A 13,035-nucleotide genomic window follows, 5' to 3' on the forward strand; every position below is an offset into this window, starting at 1 on the left:
TCGGGTGTACTCCGGAGTGGTGGGAGCGGTCATGTCCGGCCGCCGAAGTACGGACAAGCCGCTTTTGTACGGCAGACTGAGGTGGCCCCCACCAGGGCGAGGACCGAAGCGAAGGATGGGTATGCCGACCACACCAGCCACCGTGGCCCACAACTCGTCGAACGGCGTCCAGCCGACCGCGGCCGAGGCGTCGATCATGCTCGAACTGGTCGACGAGGACGGCGTGACGATCGGCACGGCGGAGAAGCTCGCCGCGCACCAGGCGCCGGGGCAGCTGCACCGCGCGTTCTCGGTCTTCCTCTTCGACGAGTCGGGCCGGCTGCTGCTCCAGCGGCGCGCGCTGGGCAAGTACCACTCCCCCGGAGTCTGGTCGAACACCTGCTGCGGCCACCCCTACCCCGGCGAGGCACCGTTCGCGGCCGCCGCCCGGCGCACGTACGAGGAGCTGGGCGTCTCGCCCTCGCTGCTCGCGGAGGCGGGGACGGTCCGCTACAACCACCCGGACCCGGCCTCCGGCCTGGTGGAGCAGGAGTACAACCACCTCTTCGTCGGCATGGTGCAGACCGGGCTGCGGCCGGACGCGGAGGAGGTCGAGGAGACCGCCTTCGTGACCGCGGCCGAGCTCGCCGAGCGCCACGCGTCCGCGCCGTTCTCCGCCTGGTTCATGACGGTGCTCGACGCGGCGCGTCCGGCGATCAAGGAGCTGACGGGTCCGGCTGGGGGCTGGTGACCCCGGGGATCCCCCGCGCGGTGCCGGGCATCGGCCCCGGCACCGCACTCGGCACCACCGGCCCGGCCGGTGCCCGGCCCGGGACGAACGGGTTCATGGGCAGCGCCGCCCAGATGATCTTGCCGCCGCTCGCGGTGTGCTCGACGTCGCAGGCTCCGCCGGACTCCTTGGCGATCTCGCGCACCAGGAGCAGGCCGCGGCCGCCGGTCTGGCCCCAGTCCGCCTCCAGCGCCTTGGGACGGTAGGGATGGTTGTCCTCGACGGACACCCGGATCCACTCCGCCCCGATCGCCACCTCCACCGCTATCTCCGGGGAGAGCAACGCGGCGTGCTTGACCGCGTTGGTGACCAGCTCGGAGACGATGAGGAGCAGTCCCTGGAGAGAGTCGTCATGGACCGGGACGGACTGCCGGATCAGTAGGTCGCGTACGGCGTGCCGGGCCTGCGGCACGGAGACGTCGACCGCGGGAGCGGTGAAGCGCCAGACCCCTTCGTAGGACGGTGGCCGGGCGGGGACGCTCCCGCGGCTCTCCATAGTCCGGCTCCCGCCCTCGTGCTCGATTGTCGCCACGAGGTCGAGTCTTGATAATCCGGGGGTGCCCACCGGGCTACTGACCAGAAGTCGACACTTATCGACCGACTTCTGATCGGGTGAGTATGCCAACGTCAGTTGTTCGACTGCTCTTGATCCTCCGCTGACGGCTTCGGAGGCTTGGCCGAAGGTCTACGGCGGCCCCCCCGACCCCCTCGCGACCAGGCCGACGTCCGAGGCCATGCGCCCCCACTCCCGCCCCCTTCCTGATCGTACGGAGGAGGTGCCCGGATAGCATCCGGCGCATGAAGCCCACCGAGCCGACCGAGCCGACCGAGCCGACCGGACCCGCGCTTCCCCGGCTGACGTCGACCGTCGCCGACGGGGTCGCCACCCTGGTCATCGCGAACCCGGCCAAGCGCAACGCCATGACCGCCGGGATGTGGCGGGCGCTGCCCGAGCTCCTCGCCCCGCTCGCCACCGACCCGGCCGTGCGCGCACTCGTCCTGACGGGTGAGGGCGCGACCTTCTGCGCCGGCGCCGACATCTCCACCCTGCGCGAGCCGGGCGACGAGCAACAGGCGCTCGCGGTACGGGCCGAGGAGGCGCTCGCCTCCTTCCCCAAGCCGACCCTGGCGTCCGTCCGCGGCTACTGCGTGGGCGGCGGCAGCCAGCTCGCCGCCGCCTGCGACCTGCGGTTCGCCGAGGACGGCGCGCGCTTCGGGGTCACACCGGCGAAGCTGGGCATCGTCTACCCGGCCTCCTCCACCCGTCGCCTCGCCGCCCTGGTGGGCCCATCCGCCGCCAAGTACCTGCTGTTCTCTGGCGAGTTGATCGACACCGAGCGGGCGCTGCGCACCGGGCTCGTCGACGAGGTCCACCCGGCGGGCGAACTCGACAAGCGGGTGGCCGAGTTCACCCGCACCCTCGTCTCCCGCTCCCTGCTCACCCAGGCCGCGGCGAAGGACTTCGCCGACGGGCGGACCGACCGCGACGCGCACTGGACGGAGCAGGCGCACCGCAGCGGCGACACGGCCGAGGGCGTCGCCGCCTTCCTGGAGCGGCGCGCGCCCCGGTTCACGTACGGGCTCTGACGAGTTCAGTCCTGCTGCTCCGCGAGGACCTTCTCCGACCGGTCGCGCCAGTGCGCGACGATCGCGGCCGGGGCCCTGTCCGGGGAGCCCGCGTCGTACGGCGGCTGCGGGTCGTACTCGGTGAGGAGCTGGATCGTCTGGGCGGTCGCGTCGCCCGCGACCCGGCCGATCAGGTGCAGGGCCATGTCGATGCCGGAGGAGACCCCGGCCGCCGTCACGTACTTGCCGTCGAAGACGACCCGCTCGCCGGTGGGCTCGGCGCCCAGCGGCACCAGTTCGTCGAGGGCGAGCCAGTGGGAGGTGGCCCGGCGGCCCTTGAGCAGGCCCGCTCCGGCCAGCACCAGGGAGCCGGTGCAGACCGAGGTGGTCCAGGTGCTGGACGCGTCGGCGGTACGGAGCCAGGCGAGGATCTCCGGGTCGTGCATGGCCACCCGGGAGCCGGGGCCGCCGGGGACCACGAGGATGTCGGGGCGGGGCACCTCGGCGAGGCTCCGGTCGGCGACGAGCGCGAGGTTGCCCTGGTCGTTGCGGACCGGGCCCGCCTCCTTGGCCACGAGGACGGTCTCGGCGCCGGGGAGCCGGGCGAGCAGTTCGAAGGGGCCGACGGCGTCGAGCGAGGTGAAGCGGTCGTAGAGGAGGATGGCGATCTGCATGGTGGTCCCTTGCTGTGGGGGTGTCGTGAGACGTGCTGCGGCCTTGGCGCGCAGCGCGGTCTTGGTGAGCAATGCGCTCTTGGCGCGCAGCGCGGTCTTGGTGAGCAATGCGAGCGTGATGAGGCGAGCGTGGTGCGACGTGCGAGCGTGGTGCGTCATGCGGTCGGGTCGGTGGCAGCCCGGGGTCGGTCGACCGGGGCGTGGAAGCGGCGGCGGTAGTCGACGGGCGCGGTGCCGAGCGCCTTGACGAAGGCACGGCGCATGGCCTCGGGAGTCCCGTATCCGGCGGCGCGGGCGACCTCCTGGACGCCCTGGGTGGAGTCCTCCAGGAGCCGGCGGGCGTGTTCGAGCCGTACCCGGCCCACGTAGCGGCCCGGGGTCGTGCCCGTCTCCGCGTGGAAGGCGCGCGCGAAGTGCCGCGGAGAGAGCCGGGCGCGGGCGGCCAGGGCCTCGACCGACAGGTCGCCCCCGGGGTGCTCGGCTATCCAGTGCTGGAGGTCCCGCAGCGGCGCCCGGCTGGCGGTCTGCGCGGCGAGCTGGGCGCTGAACTGGGCCTGGTTGCCCGGGCGGCGCAGGAAGACGACGAGGTGGCGGGCGACGGTCAGGGCGGCCTCACGGCCCAGGTCCTCCTCGACCAGGGCGAGCGCCAGGTCGATGCCGGCGGTGACGCCCGCGGAGGTGGCGAGCCGGCCGTCCCGTACGAAGATCGGCTCCGGTTCCACGGTCACCTCGGGGTGGTTGCGGGCCAGGTGCTCGCAGACCGTCCAGTGGGTGGTGACCCGGTGGCCGTCCAGCTGTCCGGCCGCGGCGAGCAGCAGTGCTCCGGTGCAGACCGAGACCAGCCGATCCGCCTCGGGGGCGTGCCGGCGCAGCCAGGCGACCAGCGCCGGGTCGGGGGCGCGGGTGCCCTCGCCGCCGGGGACGAGCAGGGTGTGCGGGGGGCCGTCGGCGACGGCCTCCGCGAGCGAGGTGTCGGGCAGCATCCGCAATCCGCTGTGGGTGCGGACGGGGCCGCCGTCGAGGGAGGCGGTGCGGATCGCGTACGCGTCGGGCCGCCCGGACGCCTGGGCGGCACCGGCGAAGACCTCGTAGGGGCCGGTGACATCGAGGCTCTGTGCGCCCTCGAAGAGGACGACGAGGACGGATCGCTGCGTCATGTCCTCCATCCTTGGCGCGGCCGTGGATGGCCGCAACGACGAGCTCCCCACCTTTTCTGCCATGCGCGCCGCAGCTCGTCCTCGCCCGGGCGTTTCCTCCGTACCGACCGGTAGGTAAGGTGCGGCAGCATGACGAACCTGCCGCCCCGCGCGGGCCGCCGCTGCGCCCACTCGATCAACCTGCTGCACGCGACGCTGTTCTTCTCGCCCGACCTGGACCCCGCGTTCCAGGAGCTCGGCATCGAGGACCCGGGCGCGATGCGGCTGGCCGCGCGCAGCGCTCCGCTGGGAGCCGTCGGTGCCGGAACGGTCGCCGCGGCCTTCTACAACTACAACCACGAGCTGCTCGCCCGGCACCTGCCCGCCGTCTGGGAGACCGCCTCCCCCGCCGCCGTCCTCGACGCCCGGCTGCGGGTCATGGACGTGACCCTGCGCCGGCTGCTCGGCGACGAGGCCGTCGCCTCGCCCGAGATGGCCGAGGCCGCCGAGCTCGCGCTGCGCGCCGCCGAGGCCTGCACCCGGCACGCCCGCCCGCTGTACGCCGGCAACGCCGACCTGGCCACCCCCGAGGCCCCACACCTGCGGCTGTGGCACGCGTCGACGCTACTGCGCGAGCACCGCGGCGACGGTCACCTGGTGGCCCTGCTGAGCGCCGGGCTCGACCCGGTGGAGGCCCTCGCCAGCCACACCGCGACCGGCAAGGGCATGGCCCCGCGCTGGGTCCTCGGCACCCGCGGCTGGCAGCGCGCCGACTGGGACGCGGCGGTGGAGCGGCTGCGCGGGCGCGGGCTGCTGGACGCCGAGGGCGAGCTCACCGAGGCTGGTGTCGCCCTGCGCGAGTCCCTGGAGGCCGAGACGGACCGGCTCGACAGCGCCCCGTACGAGCACCTCGGCGCGGAGGGCGTGGCCCGGCTCACCCAGCTGGCCAAGGGCTTCCTGGTGGCGGCGGTGGGCGCGGGCGCCTTCCCGGCCGACCTCACCGGCAAGGCCTAGGACGGTCCCCGGCGGGTTGGGGCCGGTCCGGGACGGGTCCTGTGCCGGCCCTGGGCCGGTCCTGGGCCGGTCCGGGGCGGGTCGGTTGCCGCGTACGGGTGAGCGACCCGGCAGAATGCTTCCGCAAGCTTGAGGCACGAGAAGGCGGGTCGGCACACCGTGACGCAGTCCATCGAGGCAAGGATCGCCGAGGAGCTCGGCGTACGCGAGCGACAGGTGAAGGCGGCCGTCGAGCTGCTCGACGGCGGCTCCACCGTGCCGTTCATCGCGCGCTACCGCAAGGAAGCGACCGAGATGCTCGACGACGCGCAGCTGCGCACCCTGGAGGAGCGGCTGCGCTATCTGCGCGAGCTGGAGGACCGGCGCAGCGCCGTCCTCGACTCCGTCCGCGAGCAGGGCAAGCTCACGCCCGAGCTGGAGGCGCAGATCCGGGCGGCCGACACCAAGGCGCGGCTCGAGGACATCTACCTGCCCTTCAAGCCGAAGCGGCGGACGAAGGCGCAGATCGCCCGCGAGGCCGGTCTGGAGCCGCTGGCCGACGGGCTGCTCGGCGACCCGTCGGTGGAACCGGCCGCCGCGGCCGCCGCGTTCGTGGACGCGGACAAGGGGGTCGCGGATCCGGCGGCGGCCCTGGAGGGCGCGCGGGCCATCCTCGCCGAGCGGTTCTCGGAGGACGCCGACCTGATCGGCGAGCTGCGGGAGCGGATGTGGAGCCGGGGCCGGCTCGCGGCGAAGGTCCGTGAGGGCAAGGAGGAGGCCGGCGCGAAGTTCGCCGACTACTTCGACTTCACCGAGCCGTTCACCGCGCTGCCCTCGCACCGCGTCCTCGCCATGCTGCGCGGCGAGAAGGAGGACGTCCTCACCCTGGACCTGGAGCCGGAGGAGCCCGCCGAGGGCCCCGGGGCATCCGCGGCGTCGTCTTCGTACGAGCCGATCGTCGCCGCCCGCTTCGGCATCGCGGACCGCGGCCGCCCCGGCGACAAGTGGCTCCAGGACACGGTCCGCTGGGCCTGGCGGACCCGGATCCTGGTCCACCTCGGGATCGATCTGCGGCTGCGGCTGCGCACCGCCGCCGAGGACGAGGCGGTCCGGGTCTTCGCCGCGAACCTGCGCGACCTGCTGCTCGCCGCGCCCGCGGGCACGCGAGCCACGCTGGGCCTCGACCCCGGTTTCCGTACGGGTGTGAAGGTGGCCGTGGTCGACGCGACGGGCAAGGTGGTCGCCACCGACACGATCTACCCGCACGTGCCGGCCAACAAGTGGGACGAGTCCCTCGCCAAGCTGGCCCGGATCGCCAAGGAGCACGCGGTCGAGCTGGTCGCCATCGGCAACGGCACCGCGTCCCGCGAGACGGACAAGCTGGCCGGTGAACTCATCGCCAAGCACCCGGAGTTGAAGCTCACCAAGGTGATGGTGTCGGAGGCCGGCGCGTCGGTGTACTCGGCTTCCGCGTTCGCCTCGCAGGAACTCCCGGACCTGGACGTGTCGTTGCGCGGCGCCGTGTCGATCGCGCGGCGGCTGCAGGACCCGCTGGCCGAGCTGGTGAAGATCGACCCGAAGTCGATCGGCGTCGGCCAGTACCAGCACGACCTGTCCGAGGTGAAGCTCTCGCGCTCCCTCGACGCCGTCGTCGAGGACTGTGTGAACGGAGTCGGCGTCGACGTCAACACGGCCTCCGCGCCGCTGCTTTCGCGGGTCTCGGGCATCGGCGCCGGCCTCGCCGAGAACATCGTGTCCCACCGGGACGCCAACGGCCCGTTCCGCTCCCGCCGCGCCCTGAAGGACGTCTCCCGGCTCGGCCCGAAGGCGTACGAGCAGTGCGCGGGCTTCCTGCGCATCCGTGGCGGCGACGACCCGCTGGACGCCTCGGCCGTGCACCCGGAGGCGTACCCCGTGGTGCGCCGGATGGTGAAGACGGCGGGCGGCGAGGTCGGCGCGCTGATCGGCAACACCGGCGTGCTGCGCTCCCTGCGGGCGGACGCGTTCGTCGACGAGACCTTCGGTCTGCCGACGGTCACCGACATCCTGAAGGAGCTGGAGAAGCCGGGCCGCGACCCGCGCCCCGCGTTCCGTACGGCCACCTTCAAGGAGGGCGTCGAGAAGATCGGCGACCTGGTGTCGGGCATGGTCCTGGAGGGCGTCGTCACCAACGTGGCGGCGTTCGGGGCGTTCGTGGACGTCGGTGTGCACCAGGACGGTCTGGTGCACGTCTCGGCCATGTCGAAGACCTTCGTCAAGGACCCGCGGGACGTGGTGAAGCCGGGCGACGTGGTGAAGGTGAAGGTCCTCGACGTCGACATCCCGCGCAAGCGGATCTCCCTGACGCTCCGCCTGGACGACGAGGCGACGGCGGCGTCCGGCTCGGGCTCCGGCGAGCGCGCGCCGAAGCGGGACCGGGCCGAGCGCGGCGACCGTACGGGGCGTCCGCCGCAGCAGCGGCGCGGGAGCGGCGGAGGAGGCGGTGGTGACCGCGGCCGGGAGCGTGACCGTGACCGCGGCCAGTCCTCGGCCCCGGCGCCGTCGAACAGCGCGATGGCCGACGCCCTGCGCAAGGCGGGCCTCCTGAACGAGGGCGGATCGTCCGACCGGGGCCGCCGCGGGCGGCGCTGAGACAGGGGGAATCCCCCGGGAGGGCCCGGCCGTCCGGCCGGGCCCTCCCGCGCGCGCACCGCGTTTGCGGAGGTTTTCGGCCCGGCGGAGACTGATGGTGTACCCGTGCCTGCAGGACTCGGATCGATCGCATCGATACCGAAGGAGTCCCCCATGGGACAGCACACGACCGGGTCGAGGCCGTCGGTGGCCGACGTGGCGCTCACGGAGCGCGGTGAACGACAGGATGGTTTCCAGTACGTCCAGCACTTCCTCGAGCAGTTCGGCTATCTGCCGGCACGCTCCTACGAGGCGGGACGCCTGGACGACATCACCGCGCTGGCCCTCGCCAGGTTCCAGGAGCACAGCGCGCTGGTGACGACCGGCGTGTTCGACGAGCAGACGCGCGACATGATGATGATGCCGCGCTGCGGACTCGTCCAGGCCGAGGCCACGCGCGCGACCGGGAGTCCCATCCAGGACATCAACGGGTCGCAGTGCGCCTGGGACAAGAACCACTTCACGTACTCCTTCGACGGAGGGACCGCGCAGATCCCGGGTGACAACGAATTCGGCGCCGTGCGGGCCGCGTTCGCCACCTGGCAGGCCCTGCTGCCACTCACGTTCACCGAGGTGTCCTCCGGGGCGAACCCCGACTTCCGGATCCGCTGGGTGCCCGCGCACGACCCCGACTACCCGCTGATGGTGGGCAGCGTCTACGCCCATGCGGCGCCGCCGCCGGGATGCGGGACGACCGCGGTGCCGCTGCCGCTCCACTTCGACGACGAGGAGCACATGTGGCGCATCGGGGCCCAGTTCGCCTGCATGGACGTGCAGAGCATCGCTCTCCACGAGATCGGCCATCTCATCGGCCTGCGACACGTGACGGGCGTGGACAACACCAGGGACGTCATGTGGCCCCTGCTGAACACCAACGTCGAGAGGCGGGTGCCGACGGCGAACGACACGAGCCGTGCACGCAGCCTGTACTGGCAGCAGATCGACGGCAACCCCGCCACCACACAACTCGCCGCCTCGCGGAACCGGCTCTACCAGCGCCACAACACCGGCGCCGTCTTCGAGTACACGGGCACTCCCATGATCGGCTGGCGGGCACTCGACGCGAACCCCGCGACGATTCAGATCGTGGCCGACGGCGGGGAGCTGTTCCAGTTGCACCAGACCAGCGGCGCCGTCTTCCGGTACACCGGCACGCCTCTGGTGGGCTGGCAGCAACTGGACGGCAACCCCGCCACCGCTCAGCTCACCGCGTCGGGAGGGATCCTCTACCAACGGCACAACACGGGCGCCATCTTCCGGTACACCGGCACACCGATGACCGGGTGGCAGCTCCTGGACAACAACCCCTTCACGGCGCAGATCGTGGCGGACGGCGGTGAGCTGTACCAGCGCCACAGCACGGGTGCGGTCTTCCGGTACACCGGCACGCCCCTCACCGGCTGGGAGCTGCTCGACTTCGCGGGCAGCGGCGCCACCCAGATCGACGCCGGCGGTGGCGCCCTGTACCAGCTGAGACTGACCACCGGACAGATCCGGCGGCACCTGGGAGGCACGTCCTGGGACACGGTGGACGTCGACATGCGGACCTCGGAGATCAGCGCCTCCGCCGGGAACGTCTACCAGCTCCTCACCACGGGAGAGATCTTCCGGTACCCGCCGGGCGGCGGGGTCGAGCAGATGAGCCACATCCGGCTGCCGGGCCGCCCGAACCCCATCCTGATCGCGAGCTCGAGCACCCAGCTGTACCACCTCCGCGCCAACGGGGAGCTGATGCGGTACTACCAGTAGCCAGGAACCGGTAGCCGGGTACGTGCCCCGCGGCCTATGGCACGAAGCGCAGCGCCCAGTCCGCCCGGTTGGCGACCGACAGGTCGTCGTCCGACGTCAGCGGCTGGAGCAGCCGCTGGGCCGTCTCGGGGTCGGCCTGGACCAGGTCGACGATCTCCGCGGCCAGGCCGTCCTGGTCGTCGCCGAGGTCGACGGCGGAGGCGCGGACCAGGACGGGGAGCCGGTCCGTACCGCCCAGGGCGGCGATGACGCCGCCGAGGAGTTCACGCGCGTAGGCGTTGCGCTCGGACACCGAGCGGTCGAGTTCGGCCTCCAGGCGCGGGAGCAGGTCCCGGTCGCCGGTCGCCGCGATCGCGTCGGCGAGGTCGATCGTCTCGTCGACGTCGGCTTCGAGGTCGTCCAGCATCTCGATGAGCCGGGTCACGCGGTCGTCGTCGGTCATGGTGCCTCCTGGAATGCGCCGTCCACGAGGACGGGGACCGTGGTCGAGGAGTCGATCTCGGCGGCCACCTCCACGTCCTGCGGATAGCCGTACTCGTACAGTTCACGGCCCGAATCGCAGCCGTGCAAGGCGGCGACCGGGTCCTCCGTGGCGGCCCACAGCGTGGCCGCCGCGGTCGCCTCGGGCGTCAGGGTGTGCGGTCCCGCCGTCTCGCGCAGCGCGGCCAGCACCGCGCCGGCGCCGAGCAGGTCCTCCAGGGCGGGGCGCAGGGAGCCGTCCGGCCAGCGCTCACCGGAGGCGATCACGGCGAGGGGGCGGTCGGCGGTGCCGTAGCCGCGTGCGGCGAGCCAGCGCGCGACGGCGGTGCGGTTGCGCAGCGAGGCGGCGACGACGGTCGCCCGGCCGGCCTCGGCCTCCGCGGCGATGGTGGAGCCGTTCGGGGAGGGCAGGACCAGGCGGGCCGGCGCCGGTGCGGCGCGCAGGGCGGCCGGGGAGAGCGACCACGGGTGGGCGGGCGTGACCTCGCTCCGGCCGACCGCGAGCGTGGCGTCCCGCTCCGCCGCGTACGCCGTGGCGCTCGCGTCGCGCCAGCGGTACGGGTGGACGGCGCTGCCCCCCTCGACGGCGACGCCGACGGCCGTCGTGAACGACAGCACGTCCACGACGACCACGCAGGCCGCGGCGGGAACGAGGGCGCGCGCCTCGACCGGTCCCCAGCCGAAGCAGACGGACGAGCCGGCGGACGCGGACCAGCCGAGGGAGACCGCCGGGACGGAGGAGCCGGAGGGGACGGAGGAGTCGAACAATCCGGAGGAGCCGTGCGCGCCGCTGGAGGCGGACATCAGAGCTCGGTCACCTTGCCGTCCGCGACCTCGATCCGCCGGGTCGTGTGGACCGCGTCCAGCATCCGCCGGTCGTGGGTGACCAGGAGCAGCGTGCCCGCGTACGAGTCGAGCGCGGACTCCAGCTGCTCGATGGCCGGCAGGTCCAGGTGGTTGGTCGGCTCGTCGAGGACGAGCAGGTTCACCCCACGGCCCTGGAGCAGGGCCAGCGCGGCACGGGTGCGCTCGCCGGGCGACAGGGTGGTGGCGGGGCGCAGCACGTGGTCCGCCTTCAGGCCGAACTTGGCGAGCAGGGTGCGGACCTCGGCCGGTTCGGTGTCGGGGACGGCGGCGCAGAACGCGTCCAGGAGCGTCTCCGTACCGTTGAAGAGCCTGCGGGCCTGGTCGACCTCGCCGACGACGACGCCCGGGCCGAGAGCCGAGTCGCCCGCGTCCAGCGGCAGCCGGCCGAGCAGCGCGGCGAGCAGGGTCGACTTGCCGGCTCCGTTGGCGCCGGTGATGGCGACCCGGTCGGCCCAGTCGACCTGGAGGGTGACGGGGCCGAAGGAGAAGTCGCCCCGGCGCACCTCCGCCTCGCGCAGGGTGGCCACGACCGCGCCGGAGCGCGGCGCGGCGGCGATCTCCATGCGCAGCTCCCACTCCTTGCGGGGCTCCTCGACGACGTCCAGGCGCTCGATCATGCGCTGGGTCTGGCGGGCCTTCGCGGCCTGCTTCTCGCTCGCCTCGCCGCGCAGCTTGCGGCCGATCTTGTCGTTGTCGGTGGCCTTGCGGCGGGCGTTGCGGACGCCCTTGTCCATCCAGTTGCGCTGCATGAGGGCGCGCCCCTCCAGGGCGGCCTTCTTGTCGGCGTACTCGTCGAACTCCTCACGGGCGTGCCGCCGGGCGGTGTCCCGCTCGTCCAGGTAGGCCTCGTAACCGCCGCCGTAGAGCGTGATCTGCTGCTGGGCCAGGTCGAGCTCGAGGACCTTGGTGACGGTACGGGTGAGGAACTCACGGTCGTGGCTGATGACGACCGTGCCCGCGCGCAGACCCGTGACGAAGGCCTCGAGCCGTTCCAGTCCGTCCAGGTCGAGGTCGTTGGTGGGCTCGTCGAGCAGGAAGACGTCGTAGCGGGAGAGGAGGAGCGAGGCGAGCCCGGCGCGGGCGGCCTGGCCGCCGGAGAGGGCGGTCATCGCCTGGTCGAGGCCGACGGTCAGGCCGAGGGAGTCGGCGACCTCCTCGGCGCGCTCGTCGAGGTCGGCGCCGCCGAGGTCGAGCCAGCGCTCCAGACTGACGGCGTACGCGTCGTCGGCGCCGGGCGTGCCGTCGACGAGGCCCTGGGTGGCCTCGTCCATGGCGGCCTGCGCGGCGGCGACGCCCGTACGGCGGGCGAGGAACTCCCGTACCGTCTCGCCCTCGCGCCGCTCCGGCTCCTGCGGGAGGTGGCCGACGGTGGCGGTGGGCGGCGAGAGGCGCAGCTCGCCGTCCTCGGGGGTGTCGAGTCCGGCGAGCAGCCGCAGCAGGGTGGACTTCCCCGCTCCGTTGACACCGACGAGGCCGATGACGTCCCCGGGGGCGACGACGAGGTCGAGCCCGGAGAAGAGGGAGCGCTCGCCGTGGCCGGCGGCGAGGTTCTTGGCGACGAGAGTGGCAGTCATCAGGGGATGAATCCTAGGTCAGGGTGGCGCGCGGGCCGGTCCTGGGAGGGCGGGGGGCCACGTAGGCCGCGTACGCAAAGGGGTGAGCCCCCGGTGCCGTGGCGGCGCCGGGGGCTCACTCGTGTGGAACGGTCAGGTCGTCCTGGGGGTCATCCGAAGGACTTGATGCCGCGCCAGTCCACGGAGAGGACGGTCTTGACGGCGGCGTTGGTGTTGGTGGTGGACGGGTAGTAGACCTTGATGTTGCCGGTGTCGGCGTAGCGGACCCACAGGTCGGGGATCCGGTCTCCGTTGACGTCGGGGATGGCGACGATCGCGGAGATGTTGGTCGTGGTCCAGTTGGACCCGTATGTGCCGTCGGAGCCCTCGCGGGAGTTGGCGGCGAGCTTGAGCGACTCGATGTCGACGCTGCCGGCGACGGGGCCGGGCTTGCCGTGGCGGATGTAGATGGTGCCGGAGTCGAGGCTGCGCCAGAGCAGGTCGGGGGCGCCGTCGAGGTCGATGTCGGCGATGTTGACGATCTCGCGGGGGCCCCAGGCGGTGCCTTCCATGAGGGT

10 protein-coding genes and 2 pseudogenes are annotated in these 13,035 nt (G+C 72.9%); 5 read left to right on the plus strand and 7 right to left on the minus strand.

Annotated features, from left to right (window positions below; genetic code table 11):
• Positions 1 to 121 precede the first annotated feature (121 nt).
• A complete protein-coding gene (gene idi / locus ACIGEZ_RS24965) occupies positions 122 to 730 on the plus strand; it encodes an isopentenyl-diphosphate Delta-isomerase (protein ID WP_399834655.1) in 609 nt (202 codons plus the stop codon).
• A 91-nt stretch (positions 731 to 821) separates the two neighbouring features.
• On the opposite strand, the pseudogene ACIGEZ_RS24970 reads toward idi, so the two are convergent.
• Positions 822 to 1,265 (minus strand): annotated as a pseudogene (locus tag ACIGEZ_RS24970) (ATP-binding protein); the annotation flags it as partial.
• Between the two features lie 302 nt (positions 1,266 to 1,567).
• On the opposite strand from ACIGEZ_RS24970, the gene ACIGEZ_RS24975 reads away from it, so the two are divergent.
• Entirely contained in the window at positions 1,568 to 2,356 is a 789-nt protein-coding gene (locus ACIGEZ_RS24975; protein WP_399834657.1) for an enoyl-CoA hydratase/isomerase family protein, read from the plus strand.
• A gap of 5 nt (positions 2,357 to 2,361) precedes the next feature.
• Here ACIGEZ_RS24975 and ACIGEZ_RS24980 read toward each other — a convergent pair whose 3' ends face one another.
• Both ACIGEZ_RS24980 and ACIGEZ_RS24985 read right to left on the minus strand, forming a co-directional pair.
• Positions 2,362 to 3,009 carry a DJ-1/PfpI family protein gene (locus ACIGEZ_RS24980; RefSeq protein ID WP_399834697.1) on the minus strand — a complete coding sequence of 216 codons (648 nt, stop codon included), beginning with the start codon at positions 3,007 to 3,009 and terminating at the stop codon, positions 2,362 to 2,364.
• Between the two features lie 155 nt (positions 3,010 to 3,164).
• Positions 3,165 to 4,166: a GlxA family transcriptional regulator gene (locus ACIGEZ_RS24985; protein WP_399834659.1), complete on the minus strand. Its 1,002-nt coding sequence runs from the start codon at positions 4,164 to 4,166 to the stop codon at positions 3,165 to 3,167.
• Between the two features lie 129 nt (positions 4,167 to 4,295).
• On the opposite strand from ACIGEZ_RS24985, the gene ACIGEZ_RS24990 reads away from it, so the two are divergent.
• The 3 genes from ACIGEZ_RS24990 to ACIGEZ_RS25000 all read left to right on the plus strand — a co-directional run bounded on the left by ACIGEZ_RS24990 (position 4,296) and on the right by ACIGEZ_RS25000 (position 9,557).
• Positions 4,296 to 5,159 carry a hypothetical protein gene (locus tag ACIGEZ_RS24990; RefSeq protein ID WP_399834661.1) on the plus strand — a complete coding sequence of 288 codons (864 nt, stop codon included), beginning with the start codon at positions 4,296 to 4,298 and terminating at the stop codon, positions 5,157 to 5,159.
• Positions 5,160 to 5,318: 159 nt separating this feature from the next.
• Complete coding sequence (locus tag ACIGEZ_RS24995) at positions 5,319 to 7,769, plus strand: Tex family protein (RefSeq protein WP_399834663.1); 2,451 nt, start codon at positions 5,319 to 5,321, stop codon at positions 7,767 to 7,769.
• A 153-nt stretch (positions 7,770 to 7,922) separates the two neighbouring features.
• Positions 7,923 to 9,557 carry a matrixin family metalloprotease gene (locus ACIGEZ_RS25000; RefSeq protein ID WP_399834665.1) on the plus strand — a complete coding sequence of 545 codons (1,635 nt, stop codon included), beginning with the start codon at positions 7,923 to 7,925 and terminating at the stop codon, positions 9,555 to 9,557.
• A gap of 34 nt (positions 9,558 to 9,591) precedes the next feature.
• Here ACIGEZ_RS25000 and ACIGEZ_RS25005 read toward each other — a convergent pair whose 3' ends face one another.
• The 4 genes and pseudogenes from ACIGEZ_RS25005 to ACIGEZ_RS25020 form a co-directional block, all read right to left on the minus strand.
• A complete protein-coding gene (locus ACIGEZ_RS25005) occupies positions 9,592 to 9,999 on the minus strand; it encodes a hypothetical protein (protein WP_399834667.1) in 408 nt (135 codons plus the stop codon).
• A complete protein-coding gene (locus tag ACIGEZ_RS25010; protein ID WP_399834669.1) occupies positions 9,996 to 10,841 on the minus strand; it encodes a 2-phosphosulfolactate phosphatase in 846 nt (281 codons plus the stop codon). The genes ACIGEZ_RS25005 and ACIGEZ_RS25010 overlap by 4 nt, the downstream gene beginning before the upstream one ends.
• Positions 10,841 to 12,478 (minus strand): ABC-F family ATP-binding cassette domain-containing protein, encoded by a 1,638-nt coding sequence (locus ACIGEZ_RS25015; RefSeq protein WP_399834671.1) that lies wholly within the window; start codon positions 12,476 to 12,478, stop codon positions 10,841 to 10,843. The genes ACIGEZ_RS25010 and ACIGEZ_RS25015 overlap by 1 nt, the downstream gene beginning before the upstream one ends.
• Positions 12,479 to 12,627: 149 nt before the next feature.
• A pseudogene (locus tag ACIGEZ_RS25020) lies at positions 12,628 to 13,035 on the minus strand (hypothetical protein); the annotation flags it as partial.

It is taken from the genome of Streptomyces sp. NPDC085481 (assembly GCF_044541845.1).
Classification (GTDB): domain Bacteria; phylum Actinomycetota; class Actinomycetes; order Streptomycetales; family Streptomycetaceae; genus Streptomyces.

What these genes read in the sequence shown, in the direction of transcription:
- ACIGEZ_RS25005 (WP_399834667.1), bottom strand. Translation starts at nt 9,999, where the DNA reads ATGACCGACGACGACCGCGTGACCCGGCTCATCGAGATGCTGGACGAC.
- idi (WP_399834655.1), top strand. Translation starts at nt 122, where the DNA reads ATGCCGACCACACCAGCCACCGTGGCCCACAACTCGTCGAACGGCGTC.
- ACIGEZ_RS24980 (WP_399834697.1), bottom strand. Translation starts at nt 3,009, where the DNA reads ATGCAGATCGCCATCCTCCTCTACGACCGCTTCACCTCGCTCGACGCC.
- ACIGEZ_RS24985 (WP_399834659.1), bottom strand. Translation starts at nt 4,166, where the DNA reads ATGACGCAGCGATCCGTCCTCGTCGTCCTCTTCGAGGGCGCACAGAGC.
- ACIGEZ_RS25000 (WP_399834665.1), top strand. Translation starts at nt 7,923, where the DNA reads ATGGGACAGCACACGACCGGGTCGAGGCCGTCGGTGGCCGACGTGGCG.
- ACIGEZ_RS25015 (WP_399834671.1), bottom strand. Translation starts at nt 12,478, where the DNA reads ATGACTGCCACTCTCGTCGCCAAGAACCTCGCCGCCGGCCACGGCGAG.
- ACIGEZ_RS24990 (WP_399834661.1), top strand. Translation starts at nt 4,296, where the DNA reads ATGACGAACCTGCCGCCCCGCGCGGGCCGCCGCTGCGCCCACTCGATC.
- ACIGEZ_RS24975 (WP_399834657.1), top strand. Translation starts at nt 1,568, where the DNA reads ATGAAGCCCACCGAGCCGACCGAGCCGACCGAGCCGACCGGACCCGCG.
- ACIGEZ_RS25010 (WP_399834669.1), bottom strand. Translation starts at nt 10,841, where the DNA reads ATGTCCGCCTCCAGCGGCGCGCACGGCTCCTCCGGATTGTTCGACTCC.